Source organism: Streptomyces sp. NPDC059994, assembly GCF_042737755.1.
Lineage (GTDB): Bacteria > Actinomycetota > Actinomycetes > Streptomycetales > Streptomycetaceae > Streptomyces.
Window position 1 is genome coordinate 25,939 of sequence record NZ_JBHWUR010000004.1, and the last position, 14,816, is coordinate 40,754.

Below are 14,816 nucleotides of genomic sequence, written 5' to 3' on the forward strand. Positions count from 1 at the left end.
ATGGAGCTGGAAGAGATGTGCTGGGCCGAGGAATTGCGGGTCTCCGCACGGGTGATCCGGCGGCGTCTGACGGTCAACCCGCAGAGCCAATTCGTCATCGAGGACGAGGGCACGGTCTGGGGCGTCATCTATTCCCAGCGCATCGCCGACCCCAACGCCCTGCGCTCCGTACGGTTCGACACGGCCGACCGGCTGCACCGGGCCGACGGGGCCGTCGCCCACGTGCTGTCCCTCAACATCGATCCGCGGAAGCAGAGCTTCGGGTATGGTGATGCCCTGCTCGAACACCTGCTGGAGTGGAGCGGCGAGGTCGCAGGTGTGGCCACGGCCGTCGGCGTCACCCGCTGCAAGGACTTCAAGCGGCACCCCGGGATCGAGCTCGCGGACTACATCCAGGCAAAGAATTCGCAAGACCGTTGCCTGGATACCGTTTTGCGCATGCATCAGCTGCACGGTGCTGAGATACGTTCCCTCGTGCCCGGCTATCGGCCGGGCGATCTGGTCAACGGTGGAAACGGTGTTCTGGTCGAATACGATCTGGCCACCCGGCTCGATCGTGCGAAGCGGCTGGAGCGAGATGCGGTCGTTGTACCGCAGACGAATTCCCCGACCGCGGTGCCCGCGACAGCTGAACTGACGGCAGAAATCCTGGAGTTCCTCGAAGGGCTTCTCAGCGGTAGCTCCGACGCCGAAGACCCTCAACTCTCCCTGGAAAGCCCGCTGTTCGAGCTCGGCCTCGACTCGGCCAGTCTCCTGGACCTCCAGGACAAAATCGAGGGCCGCTACGGCATCTCGCTCGAACCCCTCTTCTTCTTCGAGTACAACACCGGCGCCAAAATCATTTCCTTCCTCGACGGCGTGCGCGGCGACGAGCCGGAGCCGGTGGAATCCGCCGACGTCCAGGAACCGGTGCCGACGGCCCGCGAGGACGCCGAGGGTGACATAGCGATCATCGGCATGGCCTGCCGGCTGCCCGGCGCCGTCGACGACTACAACGCGCTGTGGGAGCTCCTCGCGGACGGGCGCTCGGCCGTCGGCCCCCTCCCGGACGGCCGCTGGCAGTGGCCCGACGGCATCGGCCCCGACACCCACCCCGGCATCGACCGCGGCGGCTTCGTCCAGGACGCGGAGGGCTTCGAGCCCGGGCTCTTCCGCATCTCGCCCAACGAAGCCCGGCGCATGGACCCCCAGCAGCGCTGGATGCTGGAGCTCGGCTGGGCCTGTCTGGAGGACGCCGGATACTCGGCGAGCGCCGTCTCCGGCACCCCGATGGGAGTGTTCATCGGCGCCAGCGGCTCCGACTACCAGCGCGTCATGGACACCCGCCGGTTGCCGGTGCGCGCCCACAGCGGCCTGACCACGTCCATGGCCATCATCGCCAACCGCGTGTCGTACTTCTTCGACCTGCGCGGCCCCAGCGTCCAGGTGGACACCGCCTGTTCCAGTTCGCTGGTCGCCGTGCACTCGGCGGTACGGGCGCTGCGCGCGGGCGACTGCGAGACCGCGCTGGCCGGCGGCGTCAACGTGCTGTGCCACCCGGCCAACAGCGTCGCCTACCACCAGGCGGGCATGCTGTCCCCGGACGGCCTGTGCAAGACGTTCGACGCGTCCGCGAACGGCTATGTGCGCTCCGAGGGCGGCGCCGTCGTCCTGCTCAAGCCGCTGGCGAAGGCGCTCGCGGACGGCGACCACGTGCACGCCGTCATCAAGGGCACCGCCACCAACCACGGCGGCCAGTCGGGCGGTCTGACCGTGCCCAGCGCCGCGATGCAGGCCGGGCTGATCACCGCCGCGCTGGCCGACGCGGGCGTGGAGCCCTCGGGCGTCAGTTATGTGGAGGTGCACGGCACCGGGACCGCGCTCGGCGACCCCATCGAAGTCCAGGGCCTGACCCGGGCGTTCGCCGGAAGCGCCACCCCGTGCGGCCTCGGCTCGGTGAAGACCAACCTCGGCCACCTCGAAGCGGCCGCGGGCATCACCGGCCTGCTCAAGACCGTCCTGTCGATGCGGCACGGCGCCCTGCCCGCCTCGCTCCACTACACCGAGCTCAACCCGCAGATCAGCCTGGCGGGTTCACCGTTCTCGGTGGTCGACCGGCTCACCGAATGGGAGCCGCAGGGCGGCCGGGCACGGCTCGCCGGAGTCAGCAGCTTCGGCTCGGGCGGCAGCAACGCGCATGTGATCGTGGCCGAGTACGTCGAGAACGGCGACACAAGGGCCGACCCGCCCACCGCTCCCTCCCTCGTCGTCCTGTCGGCCGAGAGCGAGCCGCAGCTCGTACGGCAGGCGGAGCTCCTTCTCGACCACGTCCGCCGGGAGCGGCCGGACGCGGCCGGGCTCGCCGATCTGGCGTACACCTCGCAGACCGGCCGCGCGGCCCTGACCGAGCGCCTCGCACTGGTGGCGGCGGACACTGACGCTCTCACCGCTCTGCTGGAACGTTTCCTTGCAGGTGGCGGCGGAGTGGACATCCACCGGGGGAGTGCCAGGCGGCGCGCCGGAGCCCCGGCCGAAGCCCCCGCGGCCGGGCGGGGGCATGGGCTGCCGGCCGACGCCTGGGTGCGCGGCGCGGACGTCGACTGGGAGCGGCTGTACGAGGACGGGCCGAGGCCCCGGCGCGTACCGCTGCCCACGCACGTCTTCGCCAAGAAGCGGTACTGGCTCGACGACGAGCCGGGGACCGGCACGGCCCCCGCGGCCGAACCGCCGCTGCGGGCCCACCCGTTGCTCGGGGCCCCGGTGTCGGACGACCCCTCCCGATACCGTGCCACCCTCTCCGGCCGGGACTTCTACCTGCGGGATCACCGGGTGCGCGGCGAGAAGGTACTGCCCGCAGTCGCGTACCTGGAGATGGCCCGCGAGGCGCTGGTCCGTGCCACCGCGGCCGACACGGACGCCCCGGTGCGGCTCGCCCATGTGGTGTGGCAGCGGCCCTTCGTCGTCGCCGACGAGCCCCGCACCGCGTACACCGCCCTGACGGACGACGGCGAGGGCCGCTTCACGTACGAGATCGGCACCGGGGGGCGCGACGGCGTCGTGCACTCGCGCGGCACCGGTTCGCGCGGGGGCGCCCAGGAGCCCGGCGCGCTCGACCTGGCCTCCCTGAAGGCCCGGATGGGCACGGCCAAGCTGGGCCGCGAGGAGTGCTACGCCGCCCTGCGCGGCGCCGGGCTCGACTACGGCGACGCACACCGCTCCCTGCGCGAAGTCCGCCTGGGCGACGGCGAGATACTGGCCGCGCTCGCCCTGCCGGACACGCTGGGCGACGACCGGCGCGGCTTCGTGCTCCACCCCAGCATCCTCGACGGCGCCCTCCAGGCCGTCTACGCCCCGCAGATCCACGACGCCCGCACGGGCGCGGCCTGGAGCGCGGAGCTGCCGTTCGCGCTCGACGCGCTGGAGGTGCACGGCCCGACCCCGGTGACCGCGTACGCCTGGATCCGCGCGGCCTCCGGCGGCACCGCCGGGGTGCGGCGGTGGGACCTGGACCTGTGCGACGAGCACGGCAGGATCTTCGCCACCCTGCGCGGCTACTCCACGCGCGAGAGCGCCGCCGGCCAGACCGAGGCCCCGGTTACCCTGTTCCGGCCCGTCTGGCACGACCGGCCCGCCCCCGCCCCCGCGAGCGTCGAGCCCGCCGCCCTCACCGCCCAGACCGTGCTGGCCTGCGGATTCGGCGAGCGGCTCGCGGAGCTGCGCCGACTGGCACCGCAGATCACGTTCCTGGACCCGCCGGAGACGGCCGAGAGCGATGGCGCCCCGGCGGCCGTCACCGCTCACGCCGTCGAGCTGCTGCACGCCGTCAAGGGCATCCTCCTCGGCAGGCCGACCGCCCCCGTACTGGTGCAGGCGCTGGTGCCCGCCGACGGCGAACCGTACGCGTACGAAGCCCTGTCCGGTCTGCTGAAGAGCGCGCACCTGGAGAACCCGGTGCTCCTCGGGCAGGTCGTCGCCGTTCCCGCCGACGCGTCGGCCGCGGAGCTCGCCGAGGTGCTTGCCGAGGAGGCGCGCGCCCCGCGGGACCAGCAGGTCCGCAGCGAAGGCGGGCGCCGCAGGGTGCTCGGCTGGGAGCCGGTGGGCGAACTCCCCGACGCCGGGCCGGTGGTATGGCGCGAAGGTGGCGTCTACCTCATCACCGGGGGTGCGGGCGGCCTCGGTCTGATCCTCGCCGAGGAGATCGCCCGCCGGGCGAGCGGCGCGGTGCTGTGCCTCACCGGCCGTGCCGAGCCGGACGCGGAGCGGCGGGCCGGGCTCGACGCGCTGCGGCAGACCGGCGCGAGCGTCGAGTACCACGTCCTCGACGCGGCGGACGCGGACGGCACCGCCGCACTCGTCGCCGACCTCGTACGCCGCCACGGGGCCGTGCACGGAGTGGTGCACGGCGCGGGCGTGCTGCACGACAACTTCCTGCTGAAGAAGTCCGCGGCGGAGTTCGCCCGGGTGCTGCGCCCCAAGCTCGCCGGGGCGGTCGCCCTCGACGAGGCGACCAAGGACGAGGACCTCGACTTCTTCGTCCTCTTCTCCTCCATCATGGGCGCGACCGGCAATGTCGGCCAGGCCGACTACGCCGTGGCCAACGCCTTCCTCGACCGCTTCGCCCGCCACCGCGACTCCCTGGTGCGTGCGGGCGAGCGCGCCGGTCGGAGCGTCGCCATCGGCTGGCCGCTCTGGGAGAGCGGCGGCATGGGCGCCGACGCGGCCACCCGCGACGCGCTGCGGACGCGCGCCGGGATGGTCCCCATGGCGACGTCGGCGGGCATCGAGGCCTTCCACCGCGCGCTCGCGGCCGGCGAGCCGCAGATCGTGGTGGGCGTGGGCGAACGGGCCCGGCTGCAGGCGTACTTGGAGACGGGTTCCGCCGCCCGGCAGCCCATGGGTGTCGTCGCCGAGGTCACCGTCGCTCAGTCACGCGCCGTCGACGACCGTACGCTCACCGATCGGGCCGTCCGCTTCCTGAAGGAGGCGCTCGGCCGGCTCACCGGGCTGGCCGTGGGGGAGATCGAGGAGGACGAACTCCTCGGCGCGTACGGGATGGACTCCATCCTGGCGACCGAGCTGACGGCGGGGCTTGAGGCCACGTTCGGCCCGCTCTCCAAGACGCTCCTGTTCGAGTACCACACGCTCGCCGAGCTGAGCGGATACTTCGTCACGCGGCACCGGGCGGTGCTGGAGGCGCTGTTCGCCGAGGCAGCGGAGGCAGTCGGGACCGTCGGGACCGTCGAGGCAGCCGATGCGGCCGATGGGGCCGGCGCCGTCGCGCCGACCGGCGCCGTGGCCGCCGACGTGCTGCCCGCGCCCCGCGCGGAGGTGACCGAGCCCGCCGCGCCCCGGTCCTCCGCGCTCGACATCGCCGTCATCGGCATCTCCGGCCGCTACCCCGAGGCGCGTGACCTCGCCGAGTACTGGGCCAACCTGCGCGACGGGCGCGACTGCGTCGTGGAGGTGCCGCAGGACCGCTGGGACTGGCGAGACCACTACAGCGAGGACCGGACGGCGCCCGGCCGCCACTACAGCAAGTGGGGCGGCTTCATCGCCGAGGTCGACCGCTTCGACCCGCTCTTCTTCAACATCTCCCCGCACGAGGCCGACTACCTCGACCCGCAGGAACGGCTGTTCCTGGAGCACGCCTGGACGGCGCTCGAAGACGCGGGCCACACCCGCGAGCAGCTACGCCGTCTCGGCGGCCGGGTCGGTGTGTACGCGGGCGTGATGTGGGGGCAGTACCAGCTGCTCTTCCCGGGCGGGGGCGCCCCGGGCGGCAACCCCAACGCCCTGGGCAGCAGCTACGCGAGCGTCGCCAACCGCGTCTCGTTCGTGATGAACCTGCACGGCCCGAGCATGACCGTGGACACCATGTGCTCCAGCTCGCTCACCGCGATCGAGCTGGCCTGCCGGGACCTGCGCCAGGGCCGGACCAAGCTGGCGTTCGCGGGCGGCGTCAACGTCACCGTCCACCCCAACAAGTATCTGAGCCTGAGCGCGGGCCAGTTCATCTCCAGCAAGGGCCACTGCGAGAGCTTCGGCATCGGCGGCGACGGCTACATCCCCGGGGAGGGCGTCGGAGTCGTGCTCCTGAAGCCGCTGCGTGACGCCGAGCGCGACGGCGACCACATCTACGGCGTCATCAAGGGCAGCGGCGTCTCGCACGGCGGCCGCACCAACGGCTACACCGTCCCCAACCCCCGGGCGCAGCAAGCCGCGATCAGCGACGCGCTCGACGAGGCCGGGGTCGACCCCCGCGCCATCAGCTACATCGAGGCCCACGGCACCGGCACCAAGCTCGGTGACCCCATCGAGATCACCGGCCTCAGCCAGGCGTTCGGCGCGGCGACCGGGTCCGCCGACACCCAGTACTGCCACCTCGGCTCGGCCAAGTCGAACATCGGCCACTGCGAGAGCGCCGCCGGGATCGCCGGGCTCACCAAGGTGCTGCTGCAACTGCGGCACGGCCAGATCGCGCCCTCCCTGCACTCGCGCACCCTCAACCCCAACATCGACTTCAGCGGTACGCCGTTCGTCGTCAACCAGGAACTGCGTGCGTGGGAGCGCCCGGTCGTCGACGGCGAGGTCCGTCCCCGGCTCGCCGGGATCTCCTCGTTCGGCGCGGGCGGCTCCAACGCTCATCTACTGGTGGAGGAATACGTCGACAGTGCCGCCCGCCGCCCCGGCAGTGCCGCCTCCGGGCAGCCGCTGCTGTTCCCGCTGTCGGCCAAGGACGAGGAGCGGCTGCGCGCCTACGCGGCCCGGCTGCTGCGCTTCGTACGGGAGTCGGCGGACGGCCCCGACGCGGTGGCGCCCGCCGATCTGGCGTACACGCTGCAGACCGGCCGCGAGGCGATGGACGCCCGGCTCGCCGTCGTCGCCGACTCGTTCGCCTCGCTCGCCGACCGCCTTGAGCGGTACCTGGCGGCCGGGGGTGATGTCGCGGGCCTGGTCAACGGCAGCGTGAAGGCGGGGCGCGAGGCCCTGTCGCTGATCCCGGCCGAGGAGCTCGCGCGGACCACCGACCGGCTCGCCGAGCGCGGAGACCTTCCCCGGCTCGCGGAACTCTGGGTACGGGGTGCTTCGTTGGACTGGCGGAAGCTGCACAGCGGCGCGGACGCGCCGCGCAGGGTGAGCGCGCCGACGTACCCGTTCGCCCGGGACCGCCACTGGGTGCCGGAGTCTGCCGCGAGCACGGCCGACGGTGTCGGCCAGGGTCTGACTGCCACCCCGCGCGCCGATGTGCGCTTCCTCGCCAAGCGGTGGCTCCCGGCCCCGCTCGACGGGGTCGCGCCGCGACGAGTGAGCGCCCTCGTCCTGCACGACGCCGCCACCGCGCCGCTCGCCTCGGCGCTGACCGGGCTGTGCGACGAGGTGACGCTGGTGGAGTCGGGCCCGGGTGCCGAACAGCGGCTGGCCGGCCGGATCGAGCGGGCAACCGCCTTCGTCGATCTCACCGGCGTCACCGAGCGGGAACCGTCGGGCCAGTCCCTGGCGCTGCTCCAGAGCGTCCTCGCGGCCAAGTCGTCGCGGGACATCGATCTGCTGTACGTGACCCAGGGCCTCGAATCGTTCGGGCGCACCCGGACCCGGCAGGACCTCGCGGGAGCGGCGCGGGTCGGGCTGTACCGGATGCTCCAGAGCGAGTACGGCGGCCTCACCTCCCGCCACCTCGACCTCGACCCGGCGACCCGGGGGGCCGCCGAGCTCGCCGCCGTCGTCCGGCGCGAACTCGACGGACCCGGCGCCGACTCGGAGATCTGCCACCGCGACGGCGTCCGGCACGCGCCCGCCCTCGACGACCTCGCCCCGCGCGAGGCCACCGGCCGGGCGGACCTCGCCGAGGACGAGGTGCTGCTGGTGACCGGCGGCACCCGGGGCCTCGGCCTGCTCTGCGCCCGGCACCTCGTCGAGCGGCGCGGAGTACGCCGACTGGTGCTGACCGGCAAGGACCCGCTGCCCCCGCGCCACCTGTGGAGCGATCCCGAGGCGTGCGCCCCGGCGGTCCGCGCGAAGATCCGTGCCGTGCTCGACCTTGAGGCGCGGGGCGTGGAGGTGCGCGTCCTGGCGCTGCCGCTCGACCGCGCCGACGAGGTCGCGGCCGGCATCGAGGCGATCGAGACGACGATGGGCCGGATCGCCGGTGTCATCCACGCGGCCGGGCTGGTCGACACCGAGAACCCGGCGTTCGTCCGCAAGCCCGTCGAGGGCATCGCACGTGTGGTCTCGCCGAAGATCGAGGGCACCCGCAACCTGCTGGCAGCCCTGGACGCCACGGCGCTCCGGTTCATGGTGCTTTTCTCCTCGGTCTCCGCCGCCGTCCCCGCGCTCGGCGCGGGCCAGAGCGACTACGCCATGGGCAACGCGTTCCTGGACTACTTCGCCCAGGCGCACGCCCACGCCCTGCCGATCACCAGCGTCCAGTGGCCCAGCTGGCGCGAGACCGGCTTCGGCGAGGTCAAGAACCAGGCGTACACCGACACCGGACTGCTCAGCATCACCGACCGCGAGGGGCTCGACCTCCTCGACCAGGTCCTCACCTCGCGCTACGCCCCGGTGGTCATGCCGGTGCGCGTCGACCCCGCGCGCTTCGACGCGGCGGCGCTGCCGCGGCCGAAGCGGCGTACGGCGGCGGATACGGCTCCGGCGGCCGACGCCATGGCGCCCGCCTCCGTGCCCCCCGCCGCGCCCGCGTCCGTACCCGCGTCCGGCCTCGGTGCCGAAGCCGGTCCGCGTCTGATGGCGTTCCTGAGCGAGACCTTCGAGGCCGAGCTCAAGCTGAAGCCCGGTGTGCTGGACGAGCGCACCTCGTACGCGGACTACGGCGCCGACTCCATCCTGCTCGCCCAGATCCTCCAGCGGATCAAGCAGCGCCTCGGCGTGCCGCTCGAACCCTCCACGCTCCTGGAGCACCCCACCCTGCACGAGCTGACGGGGTGGCTGCTCAGCGCGCACGGGGCCGAGGTCGCGGCCGAGTTCGCCCCCGCGCGGCCCGCGCCTCTCCCGCACGAGGCGCCCGCGTCGGTCCCGGCCGTCGCCGCACCCGCCCCGGCCGTCGCCGTGGTGGCCGAGGCCGTGATCAGGGCACCGGCCGCGCCCGCCACTCCCACCGCCGGCCCCGTCGCCGTCATCGGCATGGCCTGCCGACTGCCCGGCGCGCCGGACCTCGACGCGTACTGGGACCTGCTCTCGCAGGGCCGCTCCGCCATCCGTACAGTCCCCGAGGACCGCTGGGGGCGGGCGACCGACTTCACCGCCGGACTCGTCGACGACGTCCACGGCTTCGACCCCGGGTACTTCATGCTCCACGCCGAGGACGTCCGGGCGATGGACCCGCAGGCGCTGGTGCTCCTTGAGGAGAGCCTCAAGGCGGTCCACCACGCGGGCTACCGCTTCGGCGAGCTCGACGGCAGCAACACCGGCGTGTACGTCGGCGCACGCGGCCGGGGCCGGGCCGACAACGACCTGGTGGCCGGGGCGCGTAACCCGATCATGACGGTCGGGCAGAACTACCTGGCCGCGAACATCTCCCAGTTCTTCAACTGGCGCGGCCCGGCCATGGTCCTGGACACTGCCTGCTCCTCCTCGCTGGTGGCGATGAAGCTCGCCACCGACGCGCTGGCGGCCGGGTCGGTGGACCTCGCGGTGGTGGCGGGCGTCAGCCTGCTCACGGACTCCGAGGACCACGAACTCTTCCGCCGCCGGGGCCTGTTGCAGGAACGGGGCGAGTTCCACGTCTTCGACCGCCGCGCCGCCGGAGTGGTCCTCGGCGAGGGCTGCGGTGTCGTGGTACTGAAGCCGCTGGAGCAGGCGGAGCGGGACGGCGACACGGTGTACGCCGTGGTCGACGGCATCGCCATCAACAACGACGGCCGCACGGCCGGCCCCGCCACCCCCAACCTCCAGGCGCAGAAGCAGGTCATGCGCGACGCGCTGCGCCAGGCGGACCGCGCGCCGCAGGACGTGCGCTACCTGGAGGTCAACGGCTCGGGCTCGCAGCTGACCGACCTCCTCGAACTGAAGGCCGTCCAGGCGGTGTACCGCGAAGGCGAGCCGACCGCCGCGCCGCTGCACCTGGGCTCCATGAAGCCCAACATCGGGCATCCGCTCTGTGCGGAGGGCATCGCCGCCTTCATCAAGGTCGCGCTGATGGTCCACCACCAGCGGATGGTGCCGTTCCGCTCGGGCCAGGAGCCCATGGAGCACTTCTCCCTCGACGCGGCCAACCTCGCCTTCCCCCGGCAGGCGGCGGACGCGGTCCTGCCGTACGCGGCGCTGAGCAGCTTCGCCGACGGCGGCACCAACGGACACGTCGTCCTCAAGCACCGCCCCGCGCCCGCCGGTCCGGCCACGCGCGGTCCCGTCGCGATGCCGGAACTGACCCGGACCGATGTGCGCACGGGCGCGCAGGTCACGCATGTCGAAACCGCCGGGACACAGGTGTGGACCCGGCGCGTCACGGCCGGTGACCCGGTCATGGACCACCACCGCGTCTACGGCCGCCGGCTGCTGCCGGGCCTGGCCTGGATCGACCTGCTGTACCGGTGCTTCGCCGAGTCCGGCTTCGCGTACGACACGCTGGAGCTGCGCGACCTGTCGATCTACCGCCCGCTGAGCGTGGACGCCGACAGCGCCGTCGACATCCGTGTCGAGGCCGTCGGGCACTCCGCGAACGGCTGGCGCATCGAGGTCACCGGAGCCGGCGCGGAGCGGTACATCACCGCCGAGATGCACCGCCTCACCGGCACGGTCTCCTTCGCCGAGCGCGTTCCCGCCGACGCTGAGCCCGGGGCGCGGGTGACCGGCCTCGACGAGGTGTACGGCGCCTACCGGGCCCGGGAAGTGGCCCACTCCGGACCCATGAAGGCCGACGGCACGGTGTCCGTCGGCGCCCAGGACATCTGGGTGCGGCTCGGCGCGACGGGGGGCACGGGCGGCGAACTCTTCCACCCCACGCTCATCGACGGCAGCGCCGTCGGCGCGAGCGGCGCCCTGGCGTACGCGGAGGGCGGCGACCCCAAGCTGTTCCTGCCGCTCCACTACGGCTCGTTCCGCGCGTCCGCCGCCTTCGGCAACGCCTGCCGCACTCGCGTCCGCAGGTCCTCGGTCCGGCAGAGCGAGGAACTGCTCGGCTTCACCATGGAGTTCTTCGACGCGGAGGGCCGCAAGACCGGCGAACTGGCCGACTTCAGCAGCAAGCTGGTGCGGCACGCGGGTCTGATCGACCCGGCCCGCGGCGCGGAGGCGTCGCCGCTCGCCCCCGTTGCGCCGCTCACGGCTCCCGTGACGCCGTCGGCCTCTGCCGACGCCGTCGGCGCGGTGGTCGCGTCCGTCATCGCCGAGCAGCTGGGCGTGTCCGCCGGTGAGGTCTCCACGACCATCAGCTACTACGAAATGGGCCTGGACTCGGCCAAGTTGCTCCAGGTCGCCAGCCGCCTTGAGCAGGCCCTGGACAGGCGCCTGTCGCCGACGCTGCTCTTCGAGCACGCGACGGTCGGGGCGCTGGCGGACCACCTGAGCGCGGCCGGAACGACCGTCGCCGAGCGGCCCGTACAGATCCCCGTTCCGGGGGAGCGCCGGATCACCCAGCAGCCGCAGGCTCCGCAGGCCGAGCGGCCCCAACTGCCCGGCAGCCAGGACATCGCGATCGTCGGCATCGCCGGGCGCTACCCGAAGGCCGCCGACGTCGCCGAGTTCTGGGAGAACCTCAAGGCGGGCCGGGACTGCATCGGTGAGGTGCCCGGGAGCCGGTGGCCGCAGGACGCGCGCGCGGGCCTGTCCCGCTGGGGCGGGTTCGTCGACGACGTCGACTCCTTCGACGCCGCCTTCTTCGGCATCCCGGCGGACGAGGCCGCCCAACTCGACCCGCAGGAACGGCTGTTCCTCGAAGTGTGCTGGGAGGCCGTCGAGGACGCCGGGTACACCCCGGACGCCCTGGCCGCTGCCCGGGACGGGGCACGACGGCGTGCGGTGGGCGTGTACGTGGGCGTCATGCACCGGGACTACGCCCTGCTCCAGGAGGAGGCCGTACGCCAGGGGCAGCGCGTTCCGCAGGCCCTGAACGCGGCCACCATCGCCCATCGCGTCTCGCACTTCTGCGACTTCCACGGCCCGTCCCTGGCCGTCGACACGGTCTGCGCGTCCTCGCTCAGCGCCGTGCACCTGGCGGTGGAGGCGCTGCGCAGGGGCGAGTGCGACGCCGCGCTCGCCGGCGGGGTCAACCTCTCCCTGCACCCCGGCAAGTACCGTACGTACGGCCTGCTCGGTCTGCTCGCCCAGGAGGCGCCCGCGCGGTCGTTCGGGGCCGGGGGAGACGGCTATGTGTCGGCCGAGGGCGTGGGCGCGGTGCTGCTCAAGCCGCTGAGCCGGGCCGTCGAGGACGGCGACGCGGTGTACGCGGTGATCAAGGGCAGCGCGGTCAGCCACTCCGGCCGCACCCCCGGCTTCCGGGTGCCGTCGGCCACCGCGCAGCAGGCCGTCGTCGCCGACTGCCTGGACCGGGCCGGGGTCGACCCCGCGTCGCTCGGATACGTGGAGGCGCACGGCACCGGTACCGAGATCGGCGACCTGATGGAGGTGGAGGCCCTGGAGCGGGCCTTCCGGGCGCGCACCGACCGTACGGGCTTCTGTGCGCTCGGCTCGGTCAAGTCGGCGATCGGGCACGCCGAGTCGGCGGCCGGGATCAGCGCGCTGACCAAGGCCGTGCTCCAGCTCCACCACCGCACGCTCACCCCGCTGGTACCGGCGGAGCGCGCCAACCCGTACCTGGACCTGGCCGGCTCGCCGTTCCGGCTCCAGACGGAGCTGGCGGCGTGGCCGAGCGAGGACGGCGCGCCGCGCCGGGCCGGGGTCAGCGCGTTCGGCGCGACCGGTGCCAACGCGCACGTCGTCCTGGAGGAGGCGCCCGCGCCGGGGGCGGCGCGGCTGTCGGACGTCCCCGGCGGGGTGCTGGTCCCGCTGTCCGCCAAGGACGAGGACCGGCTGCGCGCGTACGCGCAGAAGCTGCTGCGCTTCCTGGACGCGCACGACGGCCTCGACCTGTCCGCCCTCGCCCACACCCTCCAGACCGGCCGGGTCGCCCTGGAGGAGCGGCTGGTGCTGCGCGCCCGCAGCCTCGACGAGGTGAAGGACGGCCTCGGCCGCTTCCTCACCGGTGACGGCGCCGCCTCCGGAAACCTCTGGCGGGGCCGCGTCGACGCACGCCCGTCCGGCGCACGGCTGCTGGACGAGGACGAGGTGCGCGAGCAGCTGGTCGGCCGATGGGCCGCGCAGGGCAACTGGCGCAAGATCGCCGAGCTGTGGCTGGAGGGGTACGCGGTCGACTGGAGCGCGCTCCACGAGGTCCCGCCGCACCGCCTCCACCTGCCCACGTACCCGTTCGCCAAGGACCGGCACTGGGTGTCGGTGGCCGCGGACATCCGGCCCGCACCGGCTCCGCGGCCCGCAGCCCCCGTACGACCGGAACCGGAGCCGCAGCTTCGGCCCGCCGCCCCGCACTGGCGTTTCCTCGCCGACGGCGAGCCGGTGCCGCACCGCGCCGACACCACCGACGCCGCCGAAGAACGGGCGCTCGGGTTCCTGCGCGGGCTGCTCGCCGACCAGTTGGGCCACGGCGCCCAGCAGGTCGCACCGCAGGCCGGGTTCCTGGAGCTGGGCCTGAGCTCGCTGGGGATCGTCCGGATGACCCGCGAGCTGGGCGCGACCGTCGCCCCGGGCTTCGTGCCCAGCGCGCTCTTCGAGTACGCCACGGTCGGCGAGCTGGCCGCGCACCTGGTGGACGTGTACCCCGAAGGGGTCGCCCGTCTGGTCCCCGTGGGCCGTACGCGCCCCGCCCCGGAAACCGCCCCGCAGTCCGAGGTCCTGGAGGTGCTGGAGCGCCTCGGTGACGGCGACCTGGACCTCGACGACGCCATCGCGCTCCTCGACGGAGAGAGAACTCAGAAGTGAAGCACGAGCTCAGCGCCCTCATCGCCGACTACAGGGCGGGCAAGGTCACCGACAGCGAGGTCGGGGACCTGCTGCGGCGGCTTCGGACGGGCGCGCGGACGTACGAGCTCTCCGAGGGCCAGCGCGGTCTCTGGGCGCTCCAGAAGGCCTATCCGCGGATGGCCGCCTACAACGTCCCGCTCTGCTTCCGGGTCTCCGGGCTCGACGAGGCGGTGTTCGAGCGGGCCTGCCGCGCGGTGGTCCGGCGGCATCCGGTGCTCAGCACGGTCCTCGGCCGCGAGGGCGACCGGCCCGTGCAGTCGGTCGACCCGGGCCGTGAGCTCGACTACGCGCGCGTGGATCTGCGCGCGCTGCCGGAGGCCGGGGCGCTGGCCGCGGTGGAGGCCGAGCACAAGCGGCCGTTCGCCATGGAGGGGGAGCCGCTGCTGCGGATCCGCGTCTTCGCCCGCCCGGCGGACACCTCGATCGTGCTCGTCAGCGTCCACCACATCGTCTTCGACGGCAGCTCGGCCCGGCTGCTGGCGCAGGCGCTGTTCGACACGTACGAGACGCTGCTGGCCGGGGGCGAGCCGGACGCGGCCCGCGCGGGCGCGGACTTCGAGGCGTTCGTGCGCGAGGAGCGCGCGACGCTGCCGAGCCGGCGCGCGGAACTGCTCGGCTACTGGCGGGAGAAGCTGGCGGGCCCGTCCGCCGCGCTGAGCCTGCCCACCGACCGGCCGCACGCCGAGGTCGCCGACCGGTTCGCCGGGGACACCCGCTTCAGCGAGCTGTCCGGCGAACTCGCCCACGCCGTCGAGGAGATGGCCGCCTCCCGGCGCGCCTTCGCCTCCACGGTCATGCTCGCCGCGTACGCCGTCACGCTCGCCGGATACTCCGACGAGCCCGAG

2 protein-coding genes (1 of these 2 running past the window's edge) are annotated in these 14,816 nt (G+C 73.5%); both read left to right on the top strand.

What is annotated here, in order from left to right; all coding sequences use genetic code 11:
• The gene (locus ACFWA7_RS03645) at positions 1-13,929 is read left to right on the top strand and encodes an SDR family NAD(P)-dependent oxidoreductase (protein ID WP_385820641.1); all 13,929 of its coding nucleotides are present in this window, start codon (positions 1-3) and stop codon (positions 13,927-13,929) included.
• Positions 13,926-14,816 carry the 5' end (the start) of an amino acid adenylation domain-containing protein gene (locus ACFWA7_RS03650; protein WP_385820643.1) on the top strand. It continues 21,198 nt past the right edge of the window, so only the first 891 of its 22,089 coding nucleotides appear in the window; the start codon lies at positions 13,926-13,928; its stop codon lies beyond the right edge, outside the window. The genes ACFWA7_RS03645 and ACFWA7_RS03650 overlap by 4 nt, the downstream gene beginning before the upstream one ends.